At 64.7% G+C, this 14,999-nt stretch carries 11 protein-coding genes; 1 reads left to right on the top strand and 10 read right to left on the bottom strand.

What is annotated here, in order from left to right; all coding sequences use genetic code 11:
- Positions 1–227 precede the first annotated feature (227 nt).
- The 9 genes from CK222_RS15605 to CK222_RS15565 form a co-directional block, all read right to left on the bottom strand.
- Entirely contained in the window at positions 228–2,249 is a 2,022-nt protein-coding gene (locus CK222_RS15605) for an ABC transporter ATP-binding protein (RefSeq protein ID WP_245433048.1), read from the bottom strand.
- Positions 2,242–3,126, bottom strand: coding sequence for an ABC transporter permease (locus CK222_RS15600; RefSeq protein ID WP_067327775.1), 885 nt, complete (start codon positions 3,124–3,126; stop codon positions 2,242–2,244). The genes CK222_RS15605 and CK222_RS15600 overlap by 8 nt, the downstream gene beginning before the upstream one ends.
- Complete coding sequence (locus CK222_RS15595) at positions 3,123–4,061, bottom strand: ABC transporter permease (protein ID WP_280951768.1); 939 nt, start codon at positions 4,059–4,061, stop codon at positions 3,123–3,125. The genes CK222_RS15600 and CK222_RS15595 overlap by 4 nt, the downstream gene beginning before the upstream one ends.
- Before the next feature lie 85 nt (positions 4,062–4,146).
- The gene (locus tag CK222_RS15590) at positions 4,147–5,811 is read right to left on the bottom strand and encodes an ABC transporter substrate-binding protein (RefSeq protein WP_095800941.1); all 1,665 of its coding nucleotides are present in this window, start codon (positions 5,809–5,811) and stop codon (positions 4,147–4,149) included.
- A 325-nt stretch (positions 5,812–6,136) separates the two neighbouring features.
- Complete coding sequence (locus tag CK222_RS15585) at positions 6,137–7,240, bottom strand: mandelate racemase/muconate lactonizing enzyme family protein (RefSeq protein WP_095800940.1); 1,104 nt, start codon at positions 7,238–7,240, stop codon at positions 6,137–6,139.
- A gap of 27 nt (positions 7,241–7,267) precedes the next feature.
- Positions 7,268–7,960: a GntR family transcriptional regulator gene (locus CK222_RS15580; RefSeq protein WP_095800939.1), complete on the bottom strand. Its 693-nt coding sequence runs from the start codon at positions 7,958–7,960 to the stop codon at positions 7,268–7,270.
- Between the two features lie 159 nt (positions 7,961–8,119).
- Entirely contained in the window at positions 8,120–9,274 is a 1,155-nt protein-coding gene (locus tag CK222_RS15575; RefSeq protein ID WP_095801119.1) for an efflux RND transporter periplasmic adaptor subunit, read from the bottom strand.
- A 14-nt stretch (positions 9,275–9,288) separates the two neighbouring features.
- Positions 9,289–12,483 (bottom strand): multidrug efflux RND transporter permease subunit, encoded by a 3,195-nt coding sequence (locus CK222_RS15570; RefSeq protein WP_095800938.1) that lies wholly within the window; start codon positions 12,481–12,483, stop codon positions 9,289–9,291.
- Complete coding sequence (locus tag CK222_RS15565) at positions 12,477–12,791, bottom strand: hypothetical protein (protein ID WP_245322299.1); 315 nt, start codon at positions 12,789–12,791, stop codon at positions 12,477–12,479. Before CK222_RS15565 ends, CK222_RS15570 begins: the two co-directional genes overlap by 7 nt.
- A gap of 173 nt (positions 12,792–12,964) precedes the next feature.
- Here CK222_RS15565 and CK222_RS15560 point away from each other — a divergent pair, with 173 nt between their 5' ends.
- On the top strand, positions 12,965–13,546 hold the full coding sequence (locus tag CK222_RS15560; RefSeq protein WP_095801118.1) for a TetR/AcrR family transcriptional regulator: 582 nt from the start codon (positions 12,965–12,967) through the stop codon (positions 13,544–13,546).
- A 388-nt stretch (positions 13,547–13,934) separates the two neighbouring features.
- Here the strand turns inward: CK222_RS15560 and CK222_RS15550 are convergent, their stop codons facing one another.
- Positions 13,935–14,957 carry a LacI family DNA-binding transcriptional regulator gene (locus tag CK222_RS15550; RefSeq protein WP_095800936.1) on the bottom strand — a complete coding sequence of 341 codons (1,023 nt, stop codon included), beginning with the start codon at positions 14,955–14,957 and terminating at the stop codon, positions 13,935–13,937.
- Positions 14,958–14,999: the final 42 nt, after the last annotated feature.

Here is a 14,999-nt window from a genome sequence, read left to right as displayed (position 1 = left end):
CGTCTTAGGAATGAGCTAAAACGAGACTCCGAGACGATGCGGGGCGGGGGGGAGATCCGGCAGGATCGAGGCGCGAGGGACCCCTATGCGGCGAAACGAGGTTTGCCGCCCGGCGGACGCCGTGGACGTCGCTGACGGAGGGCCGCGCCGGTGTCAGCGCGCTTGCCGCCCTTGCGCCAGCCATCGGCGCAGCGAATCCAGCAGGCGTTGTCGTTTGCTGGCGGCGACTATGCCGGCTCCACGGCCTTCGGCTTCTGCAGCCTTGCCAACTCCGCGAAAGGAATATGGCAGCGGATTGTGTGCCCGGGCTCGGCCTCGCTTAGTTCCGGCTCCTGCGTCTCGCAGATCGCGCCGATCTTGCGCGGGCATCTCGTGTGGAAAACGCAACCCGTGGGTGGGTTGGCCGCGCTCGGGATTTCGCCGTCGAGGCGGATGCGCGAGCTTTCCGTCCGGTCGAGTTTCGGAACGGCCGACAACAGAGCTTCCGTGTAAGGGTGATGCGGGCCGGAAAACACCGCTTCCGACGGTCCGAACTCCATGATGCGGCCGAGATAGAGCACCGCGATCTTGTCGGACAGATAGCGCACCACGCCGAGGTCGTGCGAGATGAAAATGTAGCTCACATCCTGCTTCGACTGCAGGTCGGCCAAGAGGTTGAGGATCGCCGCCTGCACCGACACGTCGAGCGCCGAGGTCGGCTCGTCGCAGACGACGATGCGCGGATCGCCGGCGAAGGCGCGGGCGATCGCCACGCGCTGCTTCAGACCGCCCGAAAGCTGCCGCGGCTTGACGGCGAGATGCCGGTCGGTGAGCCGCACCGAGCGGACGAGCTCTTCGAGGCGCGCTTCCAGCGACTTGCCGGTGAGCCCGCCCAACCGCTTCAAAGCGCGGCTGAGGATATGCCGGATCGAATGCGAACGGTTGAGCGCCGAATCCGGATTCTGGAAGACGATCTGCACCGCCTTGACCTGGTCCTCCGAGCGGCTGGCAAGCCGCGGCGCCAACTGCTTGCCCTCCAGTTCGATGCTGCCGCCCTCGTCCGGCGGCACGAGGCCGAGCAGCAGCCTCGCGAAGGTGGTCTTGCCGCTGCCGGACTCGCCGACCAACCCGAGCGCCTCGCCGGGCCGGAGGCTGACTGAAACGTCCTTCACCGCCCTCAATGCACGACCATGGCTGGCATAGGTCTTGTTCAGCCCCTCGACCTGCAGCACGGGCGGTGCGTGCTTCGGCGCGACGGCGGCAATCTCGGCGGGTGTCGCGCGCGGCAGCGACTGCGCCTTGTCGTGATAGTGGCAGCGCGACAGCCGGCCGCCTCCAAGCTCATAGAGCGGCGGCGGCTCGGTGCGGCAGCGCTCGGTCGCCAGCGCGCAGCGGTCGGCGAAGGCACAGCCGACGATCGTGGCGCCGATGCCGGGCAGGAAGCCGGGGATCGTGTCGAGCCGGCCCTGGTCCTTGCGCTGGCCGCCGCGCGGCAGGCAGCGCAGCAAAGCGACCGTGTAGGGATGGCGCGGATCGTTGAAGACGTCCTTCGTCGAGCCTTCCTCGACCAGCATGCCGGCATAGAGCACGCCGACCCGGTCGCACATGTTGGAGACCACGGCGAGGTTGTGGCTGATGAACAGGATTGAGGCCGAAAGCTCGCGGCGCAGTTGCGCGATGAGGTCGAGCACTTCGGCTTCGACCGTCGCGTCGAGACCCGTCGTCGGCTCGTCGAGGATCAGCATCGAGGGGTCGTTGGCCAAGGCCATGGCGATCGCCACGCGCTGCTGCATGCCGCCGGAAAGCTGGTGAGGGTAGCGCTGCATGACACTGGCCGGATCCGAGATGCGCACAAGATTGAGCATCGCGATCGCCTTGTCGCTCGCCGCCTGTCCCGACATGCCGGCAAGCTCGAAGATCTCGGTGAGCTGGCGGCCGATGCGCAGTGATGGATTCAGCGCCTTGCCGGGATCCTGATAGACCATGGAGACACTTTCCGCGCGGGCGCGTCTGAGCGCCTCGGCATCGAGCTTCATCACATCCTGGCCGTCGAGCGCGATCGAGCCGCCGGTGATCGAGCCGTTGCGCGGCAGGTAGCGGACCACGGACAGCGCCGCGGTCGACTTTCCGCAGCCGGATTCGCCGACCAGCCCATAGGCCTCGCCGCGGCCGATCTTGAAGCTGACATTGCGCAGCACCGCCCGGTTGCGGCGCCCGACGCGATAGGCGACCGAGAGATCGTTGAGCTCGAGCGCGTCCCTGTCAGTCATTGAACGCTCCATGGACGCCGTCGGCCACCAGGTTGACCCCGATCACCAGCGAGGCGATCGCCAGCGCGTCGAACAGCACCGTCCACCAGAACCCGCCGCCGATCATGCCGTAATTGCTGGAGATCGAGAGTCCCCAGTCGGGCGAGGGCGGCTGGATGCCGAAGCCCATGAAGGAAAGCGTGGCGACGGCGAAGATCGCATAGCCCAGACGCACCGTCGTCTCGACCAGGATCGGCGGGATCACGTTGGGCAGGATCTCGACGAACATCGTGTGCAGCGCGCCTTCGTGGCGAAGTTTTGCCGCCGCGACATAATCGAGCTCGCGTTCGGCCAGCACCGCCGAGCGCACCGTGCGGGCGATGATCGGTGCGAAGCTCAAGCCGATGACGACGATCACGGTGATCTTGGAGGTGCCGAGCGCGACGATGGCGAGCAGTGCGATGATCACCACCGGGATCGCCATGAAGGCTTCGAGGATACGGCTGACGATATCGTCGACGATGCCGCGGAAATAGCCGATGACGAGCCCGAGCGCGGTGCCGGCAATGGTCGCCAGAATCGTGGCCAAAGGTGCCACCGTCAGGATATCGCGCGAGCCGACGATGACCCGCGAGAAGACATCGCGGCCGATCTGGTCGGTGCCGAACCAGTGCTCGGCCGACGGTGGCGCCAGCGCGTTGATGATGTCGTCGGCAAGCGGATCGTAGGGGACGAAATGCTCGCCGAACAGCGCGCAGACGATCCAGAGCAGGACGATGCCGAGCCCGGTGAGGAAGGTTCCCGATCGCAAGAGCGAATGCAGCACCTCGCCCCAGGGGCTGCGCTGTGTCGCGGCGTCCGGCGTTGGCAGGTTAGCGGGTGTGTCTGTCGCGCTCATTGCTCCGCTCGCAGCCGGATGCGCGGATTGAGCACCGAATAGAGGAAATCGGCGATCAATGTGGCCACCGCATAGACGATGCCGATGGTGAGGATGCCGGCCTCGAGCATCGGAAAATCCTTGCCGCGCGCGGCGGTGAAGATCAGCGAGCCGATGCCTTGGTAGCGGAACAGCGTCTCGATCACGACAAGGCCGCCGATGAGGTAGCCGGTCTGGGTTGCGATGACGGTGATGGTCGGCAATAGCGCGTTGCGCAGCACATGCCGCCAGATCACCGTGCGCCACGGCAGACCTTTAAGCACCGCGGTGCGCGTATAGTCGGAATCGAGCGCCTCGATCATCCCCGACCGCGCCATGCGAGCGATATAGCCGAACAGCACCAGAAACAGCGGCAGCGACGGCAGGATGAGATAATAGAGCTGGGTGAAGACGCCGGCACCCTTCGGCCAGGCCGCCGCGATCGGCAGCCAGCGCAGCCAGACGCCGAAGATCAAGATCAGGATGATGCCGGTGACGAACTCGGGCAGCACCGTCACAGACAGTCCGCCGAGGCTGATGATGCGGTCGAGCGGCCGGTTGAGGTTGAGCGCAGCGATGACACCGCCGAGGATGCCGATCGGCACCACCAGCACGAAGGCGACGAGCGCCAGCTTCATCGAATTGCCCAAAGCGTCGATGACGAAGGGCGCCACCGGCGCGCGGAAAATGTAGGACGTGCCCATGTCGCCATGAAGGAAGTTCCAGATCCAGCTTCCGTACTGGACGAGCAGCGGCCGGTCGACGCCGAGCGAGTGATTGAGCGCGTCGACGGCGCGCTGGTCGGCAAACGGCCCCAATATCGCGCGCCCGACATTGCCGGGCAGCACCTGGCCGCCCAGGAACACCATGACGCTGAGCAGGAACAGCGTCACGAGCGACAGAGCCAGGCGCCGGATGAGGAAGCCGAGGATGGCGAATACTCCTATTGGAGCCGGCTCTCCGTCGAGAGCCGGATGTCAGGGATAAGCTTGCTCCCTCGCGTCAGGCTTTCGAAGCCTTTTCGAGGAACAGCTGTGACATGGCGGTGGGCTGTACGCCCGCCACGCCTTTCGCCGTCGCAGTCAGGTAGTCGTAGAAATAGCCGAAGATCACCGGCGTTTCCTCGAGCAGCAGCTTCTGGATCTTGCCGGCTACAGCCTTCTGCGCCTCGAGGTCGAGGGCCGCGATATAGCTGGTCGCCAGCTGGTCATAGTCCTTGTTCTTGAAATGCGCGGCATTCCAGGTGCCCTCGCTCTTCAATGGCGCGGCGAGATAGACGTTCGGCACGCCGCGGTGGCCGTAGTCGGTGATGCCCATCACCGAATCCAGCCAGTTCGATTTGCCGAACACCGCATCGCCGTAATAGGCGCTCTGGTCGAGGATGTTGAGCTCGAGCTCGATGCCGATCTCCTTGACCCAGTTCTGGATCAGCTGCGCGTACTCGGGGATTTCCAGATAGCGCTCGGTGGTCAGCGTTATTTTGAACCCCTTGCCGGCGCCGGCCGCCTCCATCAGCTGCTTGGCCTGCGCGATGTCCTGCTCGCGCTGCGGCACGCTGGTGTCCGTCGACGGATAGACCCCGGCGAACGGGCTGTCATTGCCCTCCTGGGCGCGCCCTTTCATCAGGCCGGCGACCAACTTCTTGCGATCGATGCTGAGCGCGATGGCGCGGCGTACCCGCGGGTCCTTCATCGGACCGTCGTCGCAGCGCAGATGCAGTTGCTGATGCGCCGACGATTTCAGGCTGATGACGTTCACGTTCGGATCGTTGAGGACGGCGACGCCCGCCAGCACCGGCATCTGATTGATGATGTCGATCTGGCCGCCCTGCAGCGCCAGGATCTGAGGCTGGATATCGGTGAAGAAGGTGAATTCGGTGCGCTCCGGCAGGGCCTTTTCGCCCCAGTAGTTCTCATTGCGAACGAAGGAGGCGCCGACTTTGGGCGTGTACTTCTCCAGCTTGAACGGCCCGGTGCCGTCGAAGCTCTTTTCGTAATCGCCCTTGTAGCTCGCCGGGATGATGACGGCGTTGTAGTTGTCGGACGACAGCATATAGGGGAAGTTGCCGTTCGGCGCGTCGAGATGGAATTCCACCGTGTATTCGTCGACCTTCTTGCTGGCGCCCTTCGAGAGGATGCCGCTGAACACCGACAGCGCGTTGGAGGAGTTGGCGGGATCGGCAAGCCGGTCGATGCTGGCCACCACGTCCTCGGCCTTCATCTCGCCGCCTGAGTGGAACTTGACGCCCTTGCGCAGCGTGAACGTCCACACCGAGCCATCGGCATTCGGCTTCCAGCTTTCGGCCAGTGCCGGCTTGAGCACCAGATCGGGGCCGTCGACGCAGAGGAATTCGGCGACCTGCTGCATGACGAGCAGGCCGCCGGCGTCGGCGATGGTGACCGGGTCGATCGCGGCGGCCGGCACGCTGCTGCCGACGCGGATGGTGGCGCCCGGCGCGCCCTGGGCGCGGGCAAGCGAGGGCGCGGCGCCGAAGCCGGCGGCCATGCCGATGCGGCCGAGAAGCGGCAGCGACAGGCCGAGCAGGCTGCCGTGGCGCACGAAATCGCGGCGGCTGACGCGGCCGTCGATGAGGCCGTCGATGAGGTGATTTTCAAGCGGCGTGCGGTTGCGCCGGATGAGATCGAGGACGCGGTAGTTCTTGCTCATGGGTCTAAACCCTTCCCCAGTTCTTGTGGTTGGCGAGTGCATTCCGGTTGACGACGTTCCGTGGAGTTCTCCGGTCCCGGCCATCGTCAAGAATTCAGTCGAACGAACTGTAACATGCAGTTTGGTCCGGTCCATCCGCTCCTTGAAGCGGAAAAGTCAGATTTTCTTGATGCATGCCTAGCTCGGGCGTGCAGCCCCGATCGAAATCGTGGCCGCCTCGATTCGATATTTGCCGGTCTCCTTTCCTTTTGGCGATCTCCCAGTTCAGCTCAGCGAAAAGCCTGCTAGCGCGATCGGCGTTGCGGCGCTGCTCCCGATCTTCATCTCAGCCGATCTTGAAGAACGGCTTGCCGAGCAGGTCCGGCACCACGTCGATGCCGAGCCCGGCGCCGTCGGGAATGCCCATACGGCTGCCCGCGACCGGCGGCTTGTTGGAGGCGGTGCGCACCGTCACCCATTCGTGGAAGGCGATGGCATGCAGACGGCGCTCTTCCGGCGTCGACAGCGACAGATGCGCCATCGCGGCGGTGTCGATCTCCGCGCCGCCGGTGTCTTCGACGGTGATCATGAAACCGAGATCGACGGCGACGTCGCGGATCAGCCGCGTCTGGGTCACGCCGCCGAGGCGCGAGATCTTCAGCGTCAGCCCATCGGCGGCGCCACGGCGATGGATTTCCAGCATCTCGCCCAGCGAGGTGACGGATTCGTCGAGCACCATCGGCTTGTCGAGCATGCGGCGCACCGACATGTTCTCCTCGATCGTCGTGCAGGGCTGTTCGAAAGTATAGTCGATGCCGCGCGTGGCATCGGCGAACTGGCGCGCCTGGTAGGGCGTCCAGCCGGCATTGGCGTCGCAGAAGATCACCGTGCCCTTCGGCACGGCTGATGCGACGGCGCTCACGCGCTCGATGTCGTCACCGACATTGCCGCCGACCTTGACCTGCAGCCGATGGTAGCCTTCGGCAACGATGCGCTTGGCAAGTGCCGCCATCTGGTCGACCGTGCCGTGGGTCACGACCCGGTAAAGTTCCGCCGTCTCGCTCTCGCGGCCGCCGAGCATCGCTACCAACGGCACGTCGGCCGCGCGAGCAGCGAGATCCCAGCAAGCCATATCAAGCGCGGCTTTGACGTAGGGATGGCCCTTGAACACCGTGTCCATCAACCTGACGATGCCGGCCAGCCCGCGTGGGTCATGGCCGATGAGATGCGGCGCGATCTCCGGCACGCCCGCGCGCGTTCCCGCCGGAAACGCGGCAGAATAGAAATTGCCGAGCGGCGCCATCTCGCCCCAGCCGGTCACCCCTGTGTCGGAAGTGATGGCGACGATTACCGCATCGAAACAGTCGGCGACCCGGCCCTTGGACATGCGGTAGGGTCCGTCCACGAAGGGCTGCACGACATGGTAGGCTTTTATGCTCTTGATCTTCACGTTGGTGTCCGTTTGTCCGCGGGTTTGTCAGGCGCCCTTCGATGCGCGCTTTTCGAGGCTGCGCGCATAGGCAAGAAGCGCTTCGAAATCGTTGTCGATATGCTCGCGGGCATGGCGCTGGGCAGCGCGCATGTCCGTGCCCTTGAGCAGCGCCACATAGGTTTCGTGCAGGTCCTCGGCCGGTACCGGCTCGTTCCGCGCACGCTGGTGCAGGGCGAAATACATTTGCAGCCGGCTGGTCAGCCGCTGCCAGGTTTCGAGCAGCACCGAATTGTCGGCCCACTCATAGACCAGCCCGTGCAGCTGCAGCGCCGTCTCGATCTGGCGCGTGGTGTCGAGCGCCCGCGTCGCCTGCTTCACCGCTTCGTGGCGGCGGTCGAGCTCGTCGAAGAAGCGCTGGTCGCGCTGCGGCCAGGCGAGCTGGATGGCAAAGTCGTCGAGCACCTTGTTGAGGGAATAGGCGTCGACGATGTCCTTGGCGGCGACGTCGACAACGAAGGTTCCGGCATAGGGAATGCTGGTCAGGATGCCTTCCTGCACCAGCTCGCGCATCGCCTCGCGCAGCGGCGCGCGGCTTACCCGCATCTGCTCGGAAATGCGGAGTTCGTTGAGCTTCTGCCCAGGCTCCAGCTGGCCGGTCAGAATGGCGCGCCTGAGCAGCGCGACGATCTCGGCCCTGCGCGTCGTATCCGCGATCGGACTGAAATCCAGCTTTGACATGTGGGCCACTCCGGGATGAACCGACTGCAAGACAAGCAGATTGTCGACAATCCAACAAGAGGGTGGCTATCGATTTTTTCCCGGTTGCAGGCGCGCAAACAAAACGGCGCCCTCGATGTGGGTGTCGAGGGCGCCGTCGGACCGGGACTGATGGGATTATCAGCTGGCCGGTTTCGTTTGCGGCAAGGGAGAAACCGGCATTCCGGGTCCGATCTTCTGCAAATTGCCGGTGATCACCTGGTCGGTCTCGGAGATGCCTGAGGTGACGGAAATCAGATCGCCGTCGGTCGGGCCGAGCGACACCAGCTTCTGGTCTACAGTGTTGTCTTTGCCGAGGACGTACAGGTATTTGCCGAGCTGGCTGGAACCCAGCGCCACCTGCGGCACCATCAGCGTATTGGGCTGCTCCTTCACATGCAGCCGCACGCGCACATACTGCCCGGGCAGCAGCGCGAACTTGGCGTTGCCGATCGTCGCCCGCGCCGTGATCGTGCCGGTCGAATGATCGATCGTGTTGTCGATGAAGGTGAGCTGGCCCTTCTGGCTGGGCTCGGTCTCGCCGGGCAACAGCACGTCGACCGCAATCGGACCGTTGGCCTTCGCCTGCTCGATCTGGACGAGGTCGGTCTCGCTCGGATTGAAGGTGACGTAGATCGGGTCGAGCTGCACCAGCGTGTTGAGAACCGTGCCGGCGACGCTCACCAGGGTGCCGACCGAGGCTTGGTTGCGGCCGATCCGTCCGGAGAACGGTGCCTTGATCTCGGCATAGCCGAGATTGAGCTCGGCCGTCCGCACCGCCGCCTGGTCGACCGCAAGGGCGGCTTCGGCCGTGCGCAAGTTGCTGGTGCGCTGGTCGAAGCTGTCCTTGGCGAGGTACCCGGCCTTGGCAAGGTCGGTGCCACGGCCGAGGTTGGACCGCGCGTATTCGAGCGCTGCCGCGTCGCGCTGCACCTGCGCCTTCGCCTGGTCGAGCGCTGCCTGGTAGTCCTCGGGCGCGATCCGGTAAAGCAGGTCGCCCTGCCTGACGTCGCTGCCGTCCTGCGCCGTCTGCTCCTGCAGATAGCCCGGCACGCGCGCCTGCAGGGTGATGTTGCGGATCGGCTCGACGCGCGCGGCGTAGTCGAGATAGATCGGCAGCGTCTTCTTGACGACGTTGACCACCGGGACCGGCATGACGAACGCCTTGGGCGCAGGTGCCGCGCCCGCAGTGCTGGCGCTGAGGCTGAGATTGCCCATGTCGAGCAGGTGCACGCTTGCCACCGAGATTGCGCCCAGCGCGACCGCCGTTCCCAAAGCGATTTTCCATTTACGCATGTTGGTCTCCAATCCTATTCGGCCGCCTGGGCGAGCCGGACGGGCTCGGCGGTCGGTTCAATCTCTTGTTGGTGCGGGGCATGTTGAGGCCCCGCGGCAGGTTCGCTCTCGCCGCCGCGCTCGCGCAGCTTCTCGATCACCGCGTAGAAGACCGGCACGAAGACCAGCGACAGGATCGTCGCCGCCACCATGCCGCCGAAGACGGTGGTGCCGATCGACTGCCGGCTGGCGGCGCCCGCGCCGGTCGCGAACATCAGCGGCAGCACGCCGAGGATGAAGGCGAAGGCCGTCATCAGGATCGGCCGCAGCCTCAGCCGCGCGGCTTCCATCGCCGCCTCGACGATGGTCAGGCCTTCCTCGCGGCGCCGTCGGGCGAACTCGACGATCAGGATCGCGTTCTTCGCCGCCAGGCCGATCAGCATGACGAAACCGATCTGCGAGTAGACGTCGATCTGCATGCCGCGCAGCAAGAGCACGACGAAGGCGCCGAACAAGGCGAGCGGCACGGCGAGCAGCACCATGAAGGGCATCGCCCAGCTTTCATACTGCGCCGCCAGGATCAGGAAGACGAACACGATCGCCAGGCCGAACACGATCGAGGCGATCGATCCGGCCTGGAGCTCCTGATAGGTGATGCCGGTCCATTCATAGCCGAAGTCCCGCGGCAGCACGTTTGCCGCCGCCCGCTCCATCGCCGCGACCGCTTGTCCGGACGAGAAGCCTGGCGCCGCGCCGCCGTTGATGAGGGCGGATGCATTGTTGTTGTAATGCGGCACGGTCTCGGGACCGACGATCGGCACCAGCTTGCCCAGTGTGCTCAGCGGCACCATCCCGCCGGACGCATTGCGAACGTAGAGGCGCGAGATGTCGTTCGCGTTTCCGCGCGCGTCCTTGTCGGCCTGGATCGTCACCCGGAACGTGCGGCCGAAAAGGTTGAAGTCGTTGACGTAGAGGGAGCCGAGATAGATCTGCAGCGTGTTGAACACGTCGGGCAGGTTGAGGCCGAGCAGCTTCGCCTTGCTGCGGTCGAGGTCGTAGTTGAACTGCGGCGTCGAGGTCGAGAAGGACGAGAACAGCTGCTGCGGATTGAGCTCCGGCTGCTTGCGTGCTTCCGCGATCAGCGCCTGCGTGACCTCGTTGAGCGCGGCGCTGCCGCGGCCCGAAAGGTCTTCCACCTGGAATTCGAAGCCGCCGGTCGTGCCGAGGCCCGGGATCGAGGGTGGATCGAATGAGAGCGCAAACGCCTCCGGTATCTGCAGCAACTTGTTGCGCACCTCGGCGACCAGCTTCGATGCGTTCTGGTCGGGCCCGCGTTCGTCCCACGGCTTCAGGATGGCGAACTCCACCGCCGAGTTCGATTGCGCGGCGCTGGTGAGGAAGTTCAGGCCGCTGATCGAGCCGACGATGTCGACGCCGGGCGTGTTCTGCAGGATGTCGCGCGCCTTCTGCGCCACCGCGTCGGTGCGCTCCAGCGAAGCGCCGTCCGGCAACTGGATGACGACGAAGAAATAACCCTGGTCCTCCACCGGAAGGAAGGTCGAGGGCAGCTTCTGCCAGACGAAATAGGTGGCGACCAAGCCCGCCGCGAACAGGCCGAGCATGGCCCAGCGCAGCCGGATCAGAATGCGCACGCCATGCGCGTAGGCATGCGACAGCCAGTCGAAGCCGGCATTGAACCAGCGGAACAGCACGAACTGCGTTTCGCCGCGATGGCGCAGGAACGCGGCGCTCAGCGCCGGGCTCAGCGTCAGCGAGTTGAAGGCGGAGATGCCGACCGAGATCGCAACGGTAAGCGCGAACTGGTTGTAGAGCCGTCCCGAAACGCCGGGAATGAAGGCGACCGGGATGAACACCGCCATCAGCACCGCGGTGGTGGCGATGATTGGGCCAGTCACTTCGGCCATCGCCGCGCGCGTCGCGGCGAGCGGCTTGAGGCCGGCCTCCAGCTGTCGCTCGACGTTCTCGACCACGACGATGGCGTCGTCGACGACAAGGCCGATCGCCAGCACCATGCCGAGCAGCGAGAGCATATTGAGCGAGAAGCCCAGCATGTACATCACCGCCAGCGTCGCGATCAACGACACCGGGATGGCGATGGTCGGGATGATGGTGGTGCGCCAGCTCTGCAGGAAGATAAAGACGACAGCCACCACCAGCACCAGCGCTTCGCCGAGCGTGATCAGCACGTCATGCATCGAGGCCGAGACGAAGCGCGTCGTATCGTAGTGCATGGCGTAGTGGACGCCCTTCGGGAAGCGCGCCGACAATTCCTGCATCTTGTCCTTGACCCGCTGCTGCAGGTCAAGCGCGTTGGAGCCGGGCATCTGGTAGACGGCGAGCACCACGGTCGGGTCCTTGCCGAAGAAGGCCGATGACGAATATTGCAGCGCGCCGAGCTCGATGCGGGCGACGTCGCGCAGACGCACGAGCGAGCCGTTCTGCGAGTTGGCGCGCACGACGATGTCGCCGAATTCCTTCGGGTCGCTCAAACGGCCGACCGCATTGACCTGCATCTCGAAGGCGGTGCCGGCCGGCGCCGGCGATTGGCCGATCTTGCCCGCCGCCACCTGCACGTTCTGCTCGGAAATGGCGTTCTGCACATCGACGGCGGTGATGCCGAGATTGGCCAGTTTGTCCGGATCGAGCCAGACGCGCATCGAATAGCGCCGTTCACCGAAGATCTGCACGTCGCCGACGCCAGGCAGCCGCTTCAGCGGATCGACGACCTGGAGATAGGCGAGGTTGCTCAGCGCCACCGGATCGACCGAGCCGTCGGGCGAGGTGAGGTCGACGATCAGAACGAAGTTCGGGTTCTGCTTCTTGATCGTGACGCCGCCCTGGTTGACGATGGCCGGCAGGGAGGATGCGGCCTGCGAGACGCGGTTCTGGACGTCGACGGCCGCGGTGCTCAGCGGATAGCCGACGTCGAATGTGATGGTGATGGTCGAGGAGCCGTCATTCGAGCTCGTCGACGACATATAGGTCATGCCTTGCACGCCGTTGATCTGCTGCTCCAGCGGCGTGGTGACCGTATCGGCCACCACCTGCGCGCTGGCGCCTGGATAATGGGCGCTGACCACGACCTGCGGGGGCGTGATGTCAGGGAACTGCGAGACCGGCAGCAGGAAATAGGCGATCGCACCGGCGAGCACCATGATGATGGCGATCGCCGATGCGAAGATCGGGCGGTGGATGAAGAAGTTCACCATGACGCGGATGCCTCGCCGAACGGTTTTGCAAAATGGCGCAGGCGCCGGGCCCGGACGGAGCCGGAATCCTCCAAAAAGGATGGCAGGACATCGTCCGGCGCCTGTTCCGCGGCGCGCGAGCGCAGCATCCGTTCGAAGGCGTTGGGATCGACCCCATCAGCCTTCATCACCAGCCGGATCATCGGATCCCGGATGGCTTCGTCGATCGTCAGGTCTTTGCGCTTTTGCATAGGAGCGGCTCCTTGCTGCGGCCCGCATCGGATGATCACGGACCGCTTTTTTCTCGTTTTCACCGGCCGAAGCCGCATGACAGGCAGGTTTTCTGTCCTATCTCACTCTGGCAGGGCTATCGGTGGGCCTTGTCGTTTGACGGGGAGTGATATAGGTGTTACCAGTAAGTAACATCTGAAAGTTACAGACCGGTAACACCCTAGTCAAGAGGTGACCTTGGTTTTTTTGGAAACGACGAAAGGAGAGCATGATGCCTGACGGCGTTGCGGAACGTTCCCGCCCCCGGGATCGCATCCTGGAAACGGCGCAGGACATGTTCCACAAGCACGGGATCAAGGGCGTCGGCGTCGACGCCATCACGGAGGCTGCCGGCACCAACAAGATGACGCTCTATCGTCACTTCGAATCCAAGGACGATCTGATCATCGAATGCCTGCGCGCCACGGCGGCGAAGGCTTCAAGGATATGGGACGAGTTCGAGGCCGAGCATCCCGGCGACAAGCTCGCGCAGTTGCATGCCTGGGTCCGCAAGGCTTCAGAGCTGCTCAGCGCCGACAGTCGCGGCTGCGACATGGCCAATGCCGCCGTCGAGCTCACCGAGACCAATCACCCGGCACGGCGCGTCATCAAGGAACTGAAGGAAGCCCAGCGCGAGAAGCTGGTTGCGCTCTGCCGCGATGCCGGCATCGGCCAGGCCGAGTTGCTCGCCGATACGCTGTCGCTGTTGCTCGAAGGCGCGCGCGTCTCGATGCAGAGCGTTGGCGCCGAGGGCCCGAGCGCGCAGTTCGTGCGCATGGCCGAGAGCCTGATCGCCTCGTTCCGGGCACGCTGAAGGCGGCTTCCCCTGATGCGGCCGCTTCGCGGCCAGGCTAGCGCCGGCGCTGACCCGTCTCCTCTCTCCCCAGGAGAGTTCGGATTGCTCGAATTGCAAGGCAATTCGACTCGGCAATATCCGGGTGAGGGGCGCTCCGCCTAAGTGCAGGCAAAGAAAAAGCCCGCTGCCGGGAGGAGGAGGCAGCGGGCTTCGATTTCGAATACGGCGCGGGAGGAGGAGCACCGCATTCAGCGCCGGTGTCTGGGAGGAGGAAGACATCCGACGCCGCAATGATTACGATTTGCCCAACCATTCGGCAACTGCGAAACGTGCATAGCTGGTGTGCAGATTTGCCGGATCAATCGTCTGACAAATCAGTGAGGCGACGGCATGATGCCATTCGCGCCTACTGCACCGGCACGTTTTCCTTCATGATCAGCCGGGGCTCGATGAATTTCTTGGTCAGGTACGGCGCCGACGAGGCGATCGAGCCGAGCAGGCGGATCACTGCTTGCTCGGCAATCAGCCGGGCGTTCTGGTCGATGACCACGTCGGCGAGATCGTCGACGAGGTAGCGGCGCGTTTCCCTGGTCAGGTCATGGCAGATGAAGACGGGCTTTCTGCGCGGCTTGGCCTCGAGCAACGCCTTGGCCACGCCGGAGCGTCCGGCGCCGACGCAGTAGATGCCGAGCAGTTCCGGTTCGTTGTGCAAGGCCTTCATGGTCGCGCTGTAGCTGGCGTCGGGCTCGTCGTTGATCTCGACGGCGCTGGAGACGGTGAGATTGGGGAACTCTTCTGCGAGCACCGAGCGGAAACCCATCTCGCGCTCCTCGTGGCCGCGGTAGGAGCGCGAGCCAACGACCATCGCGAGGTGCCCGATCCGGCCGCCAAGGAAGCGGCCCATCAGCAGCGCCGCCGTGCGTCCGGCAACCCGGTTGTCGATGCCGACATACGCCGAGCGAGGGGCCGCCGGCACATCGGAAACCAGCGTGACCAGCCGGATGCCGGCCTCGACCAGCTCGCGCAAAATGTTGCGCGTGCGTGGATGGTCGACGGCGATGACGCCGACGCCATTGGCCTTGAGCGAGAGGTTCTCGATCGCGCCTTGCAGCGCGCCCGGCGATATGCCGGCGAGGTTGTGGATGCGGCAGGAGGCGACCAGCGGCAGGCGCCCTGCAAAGTCCTCGATATGATGGGCAAGGTCGGCCATGAAGGCGTTGCTGCCGATCGGCAGGAAGAATTCGAGATGCGCCGGCTTCGACGGCAGCACGACTTGATCGAGCGTCGGCAGATAGCCGAGCTGCTTTGCCGCCTCCAAGACGCGCTGCCGGTTGGCCGCGCTTGCGCCCGGCCTGTTGTTGAGCACTCGGTCGACCGTCGCGGTCGACAGGGCGCAGCTTCTGGCGATGTCGGCTACGGTCGCTTTCATGGGTCCGGTCATGGGATAGGATCGAGCCCCAGTTAAAAATCA

The sequence above is a fragment of the Mesorhizobium sp. WSM3866 genome, from assembly GCF_002294795.1.
Classification (GTDB): Bacteria; Pseudomonadota; Alphaproteobacteria; order Rhizobiales; family Rhizobiaceae; genus Mesorhizobium.
The sequence above is the reverse complement of the archived record's forward strand: the minus strand, read 5'-3'. Positions and strand labels throughout refer to the sequence as shown.

Bases quoted from the DNA above. Each gene is read 5' to 3' on its own strand.
- CK222_RS15605 (WP_245433048.1), bottom strand. From the start codon at position 2,249: ATGACTGACAGGGACGCGCTCGAGCTCAACGATCTCTCGGTCGCCTAT.
- CK222_RS15570 (WP_095800938.1), bottom strand. From the start codon at position 12,483: ATGGTGAACTTCTTCATCCACCGCCCGATCTTCGCATCGGCGATCGCC.
- CK222_RS15590 (WP_095800941.1), bottom strand. From the start codon at position 5,811: ATGAGCAAGAACTACCGCGTCCTCGATCTCATCCGGCGCAACCGCACG.
- CK222_RS15550 (WP_095800936.1), bottom strand. From the start codon at position 14,957: ATGAAAGCGACCGTAGCCGACATCGCCAGAAGCTGCGCCCTGTCGACC.
- CK222_RS15600 (WP_067327775.1), bottom strand. From the start codon at position 3,126: ATGAGCGCGACAGACACACCCGCTAACCTGCCAACGCCGGACGCCGCG.
- CK222_RS15565 (WP_245322299.1), bottom strand. From the start codon at position 12,791: ATGCGGCTTCGGCCGGTGAAAACGAGAAAAAAGCGGTCCGTGATCATC.
- CK222_RS15575 (WP_095801119.1), bottom strand. From the start codon at position 9,274: ATGCGTAAATGGAAAATCGCTTTGGGAACGGCGGTCGCGCTGGGCGCA.
- CK222_RS15560 (WP_095801118.1), top strand. From the start codon at position 12,965: ATGCCTGACGGCGTTGCGGAACGTTCCCGCCCCCGGGATCGCATCCTG.
- CK222_RS15580 (WP_095800939.1), bottom strand. From the start codon at position 7,960: ATGTCAAAGCTGGATTTCAGTCCGATCGCGGATACGACGCGCAGGGCC.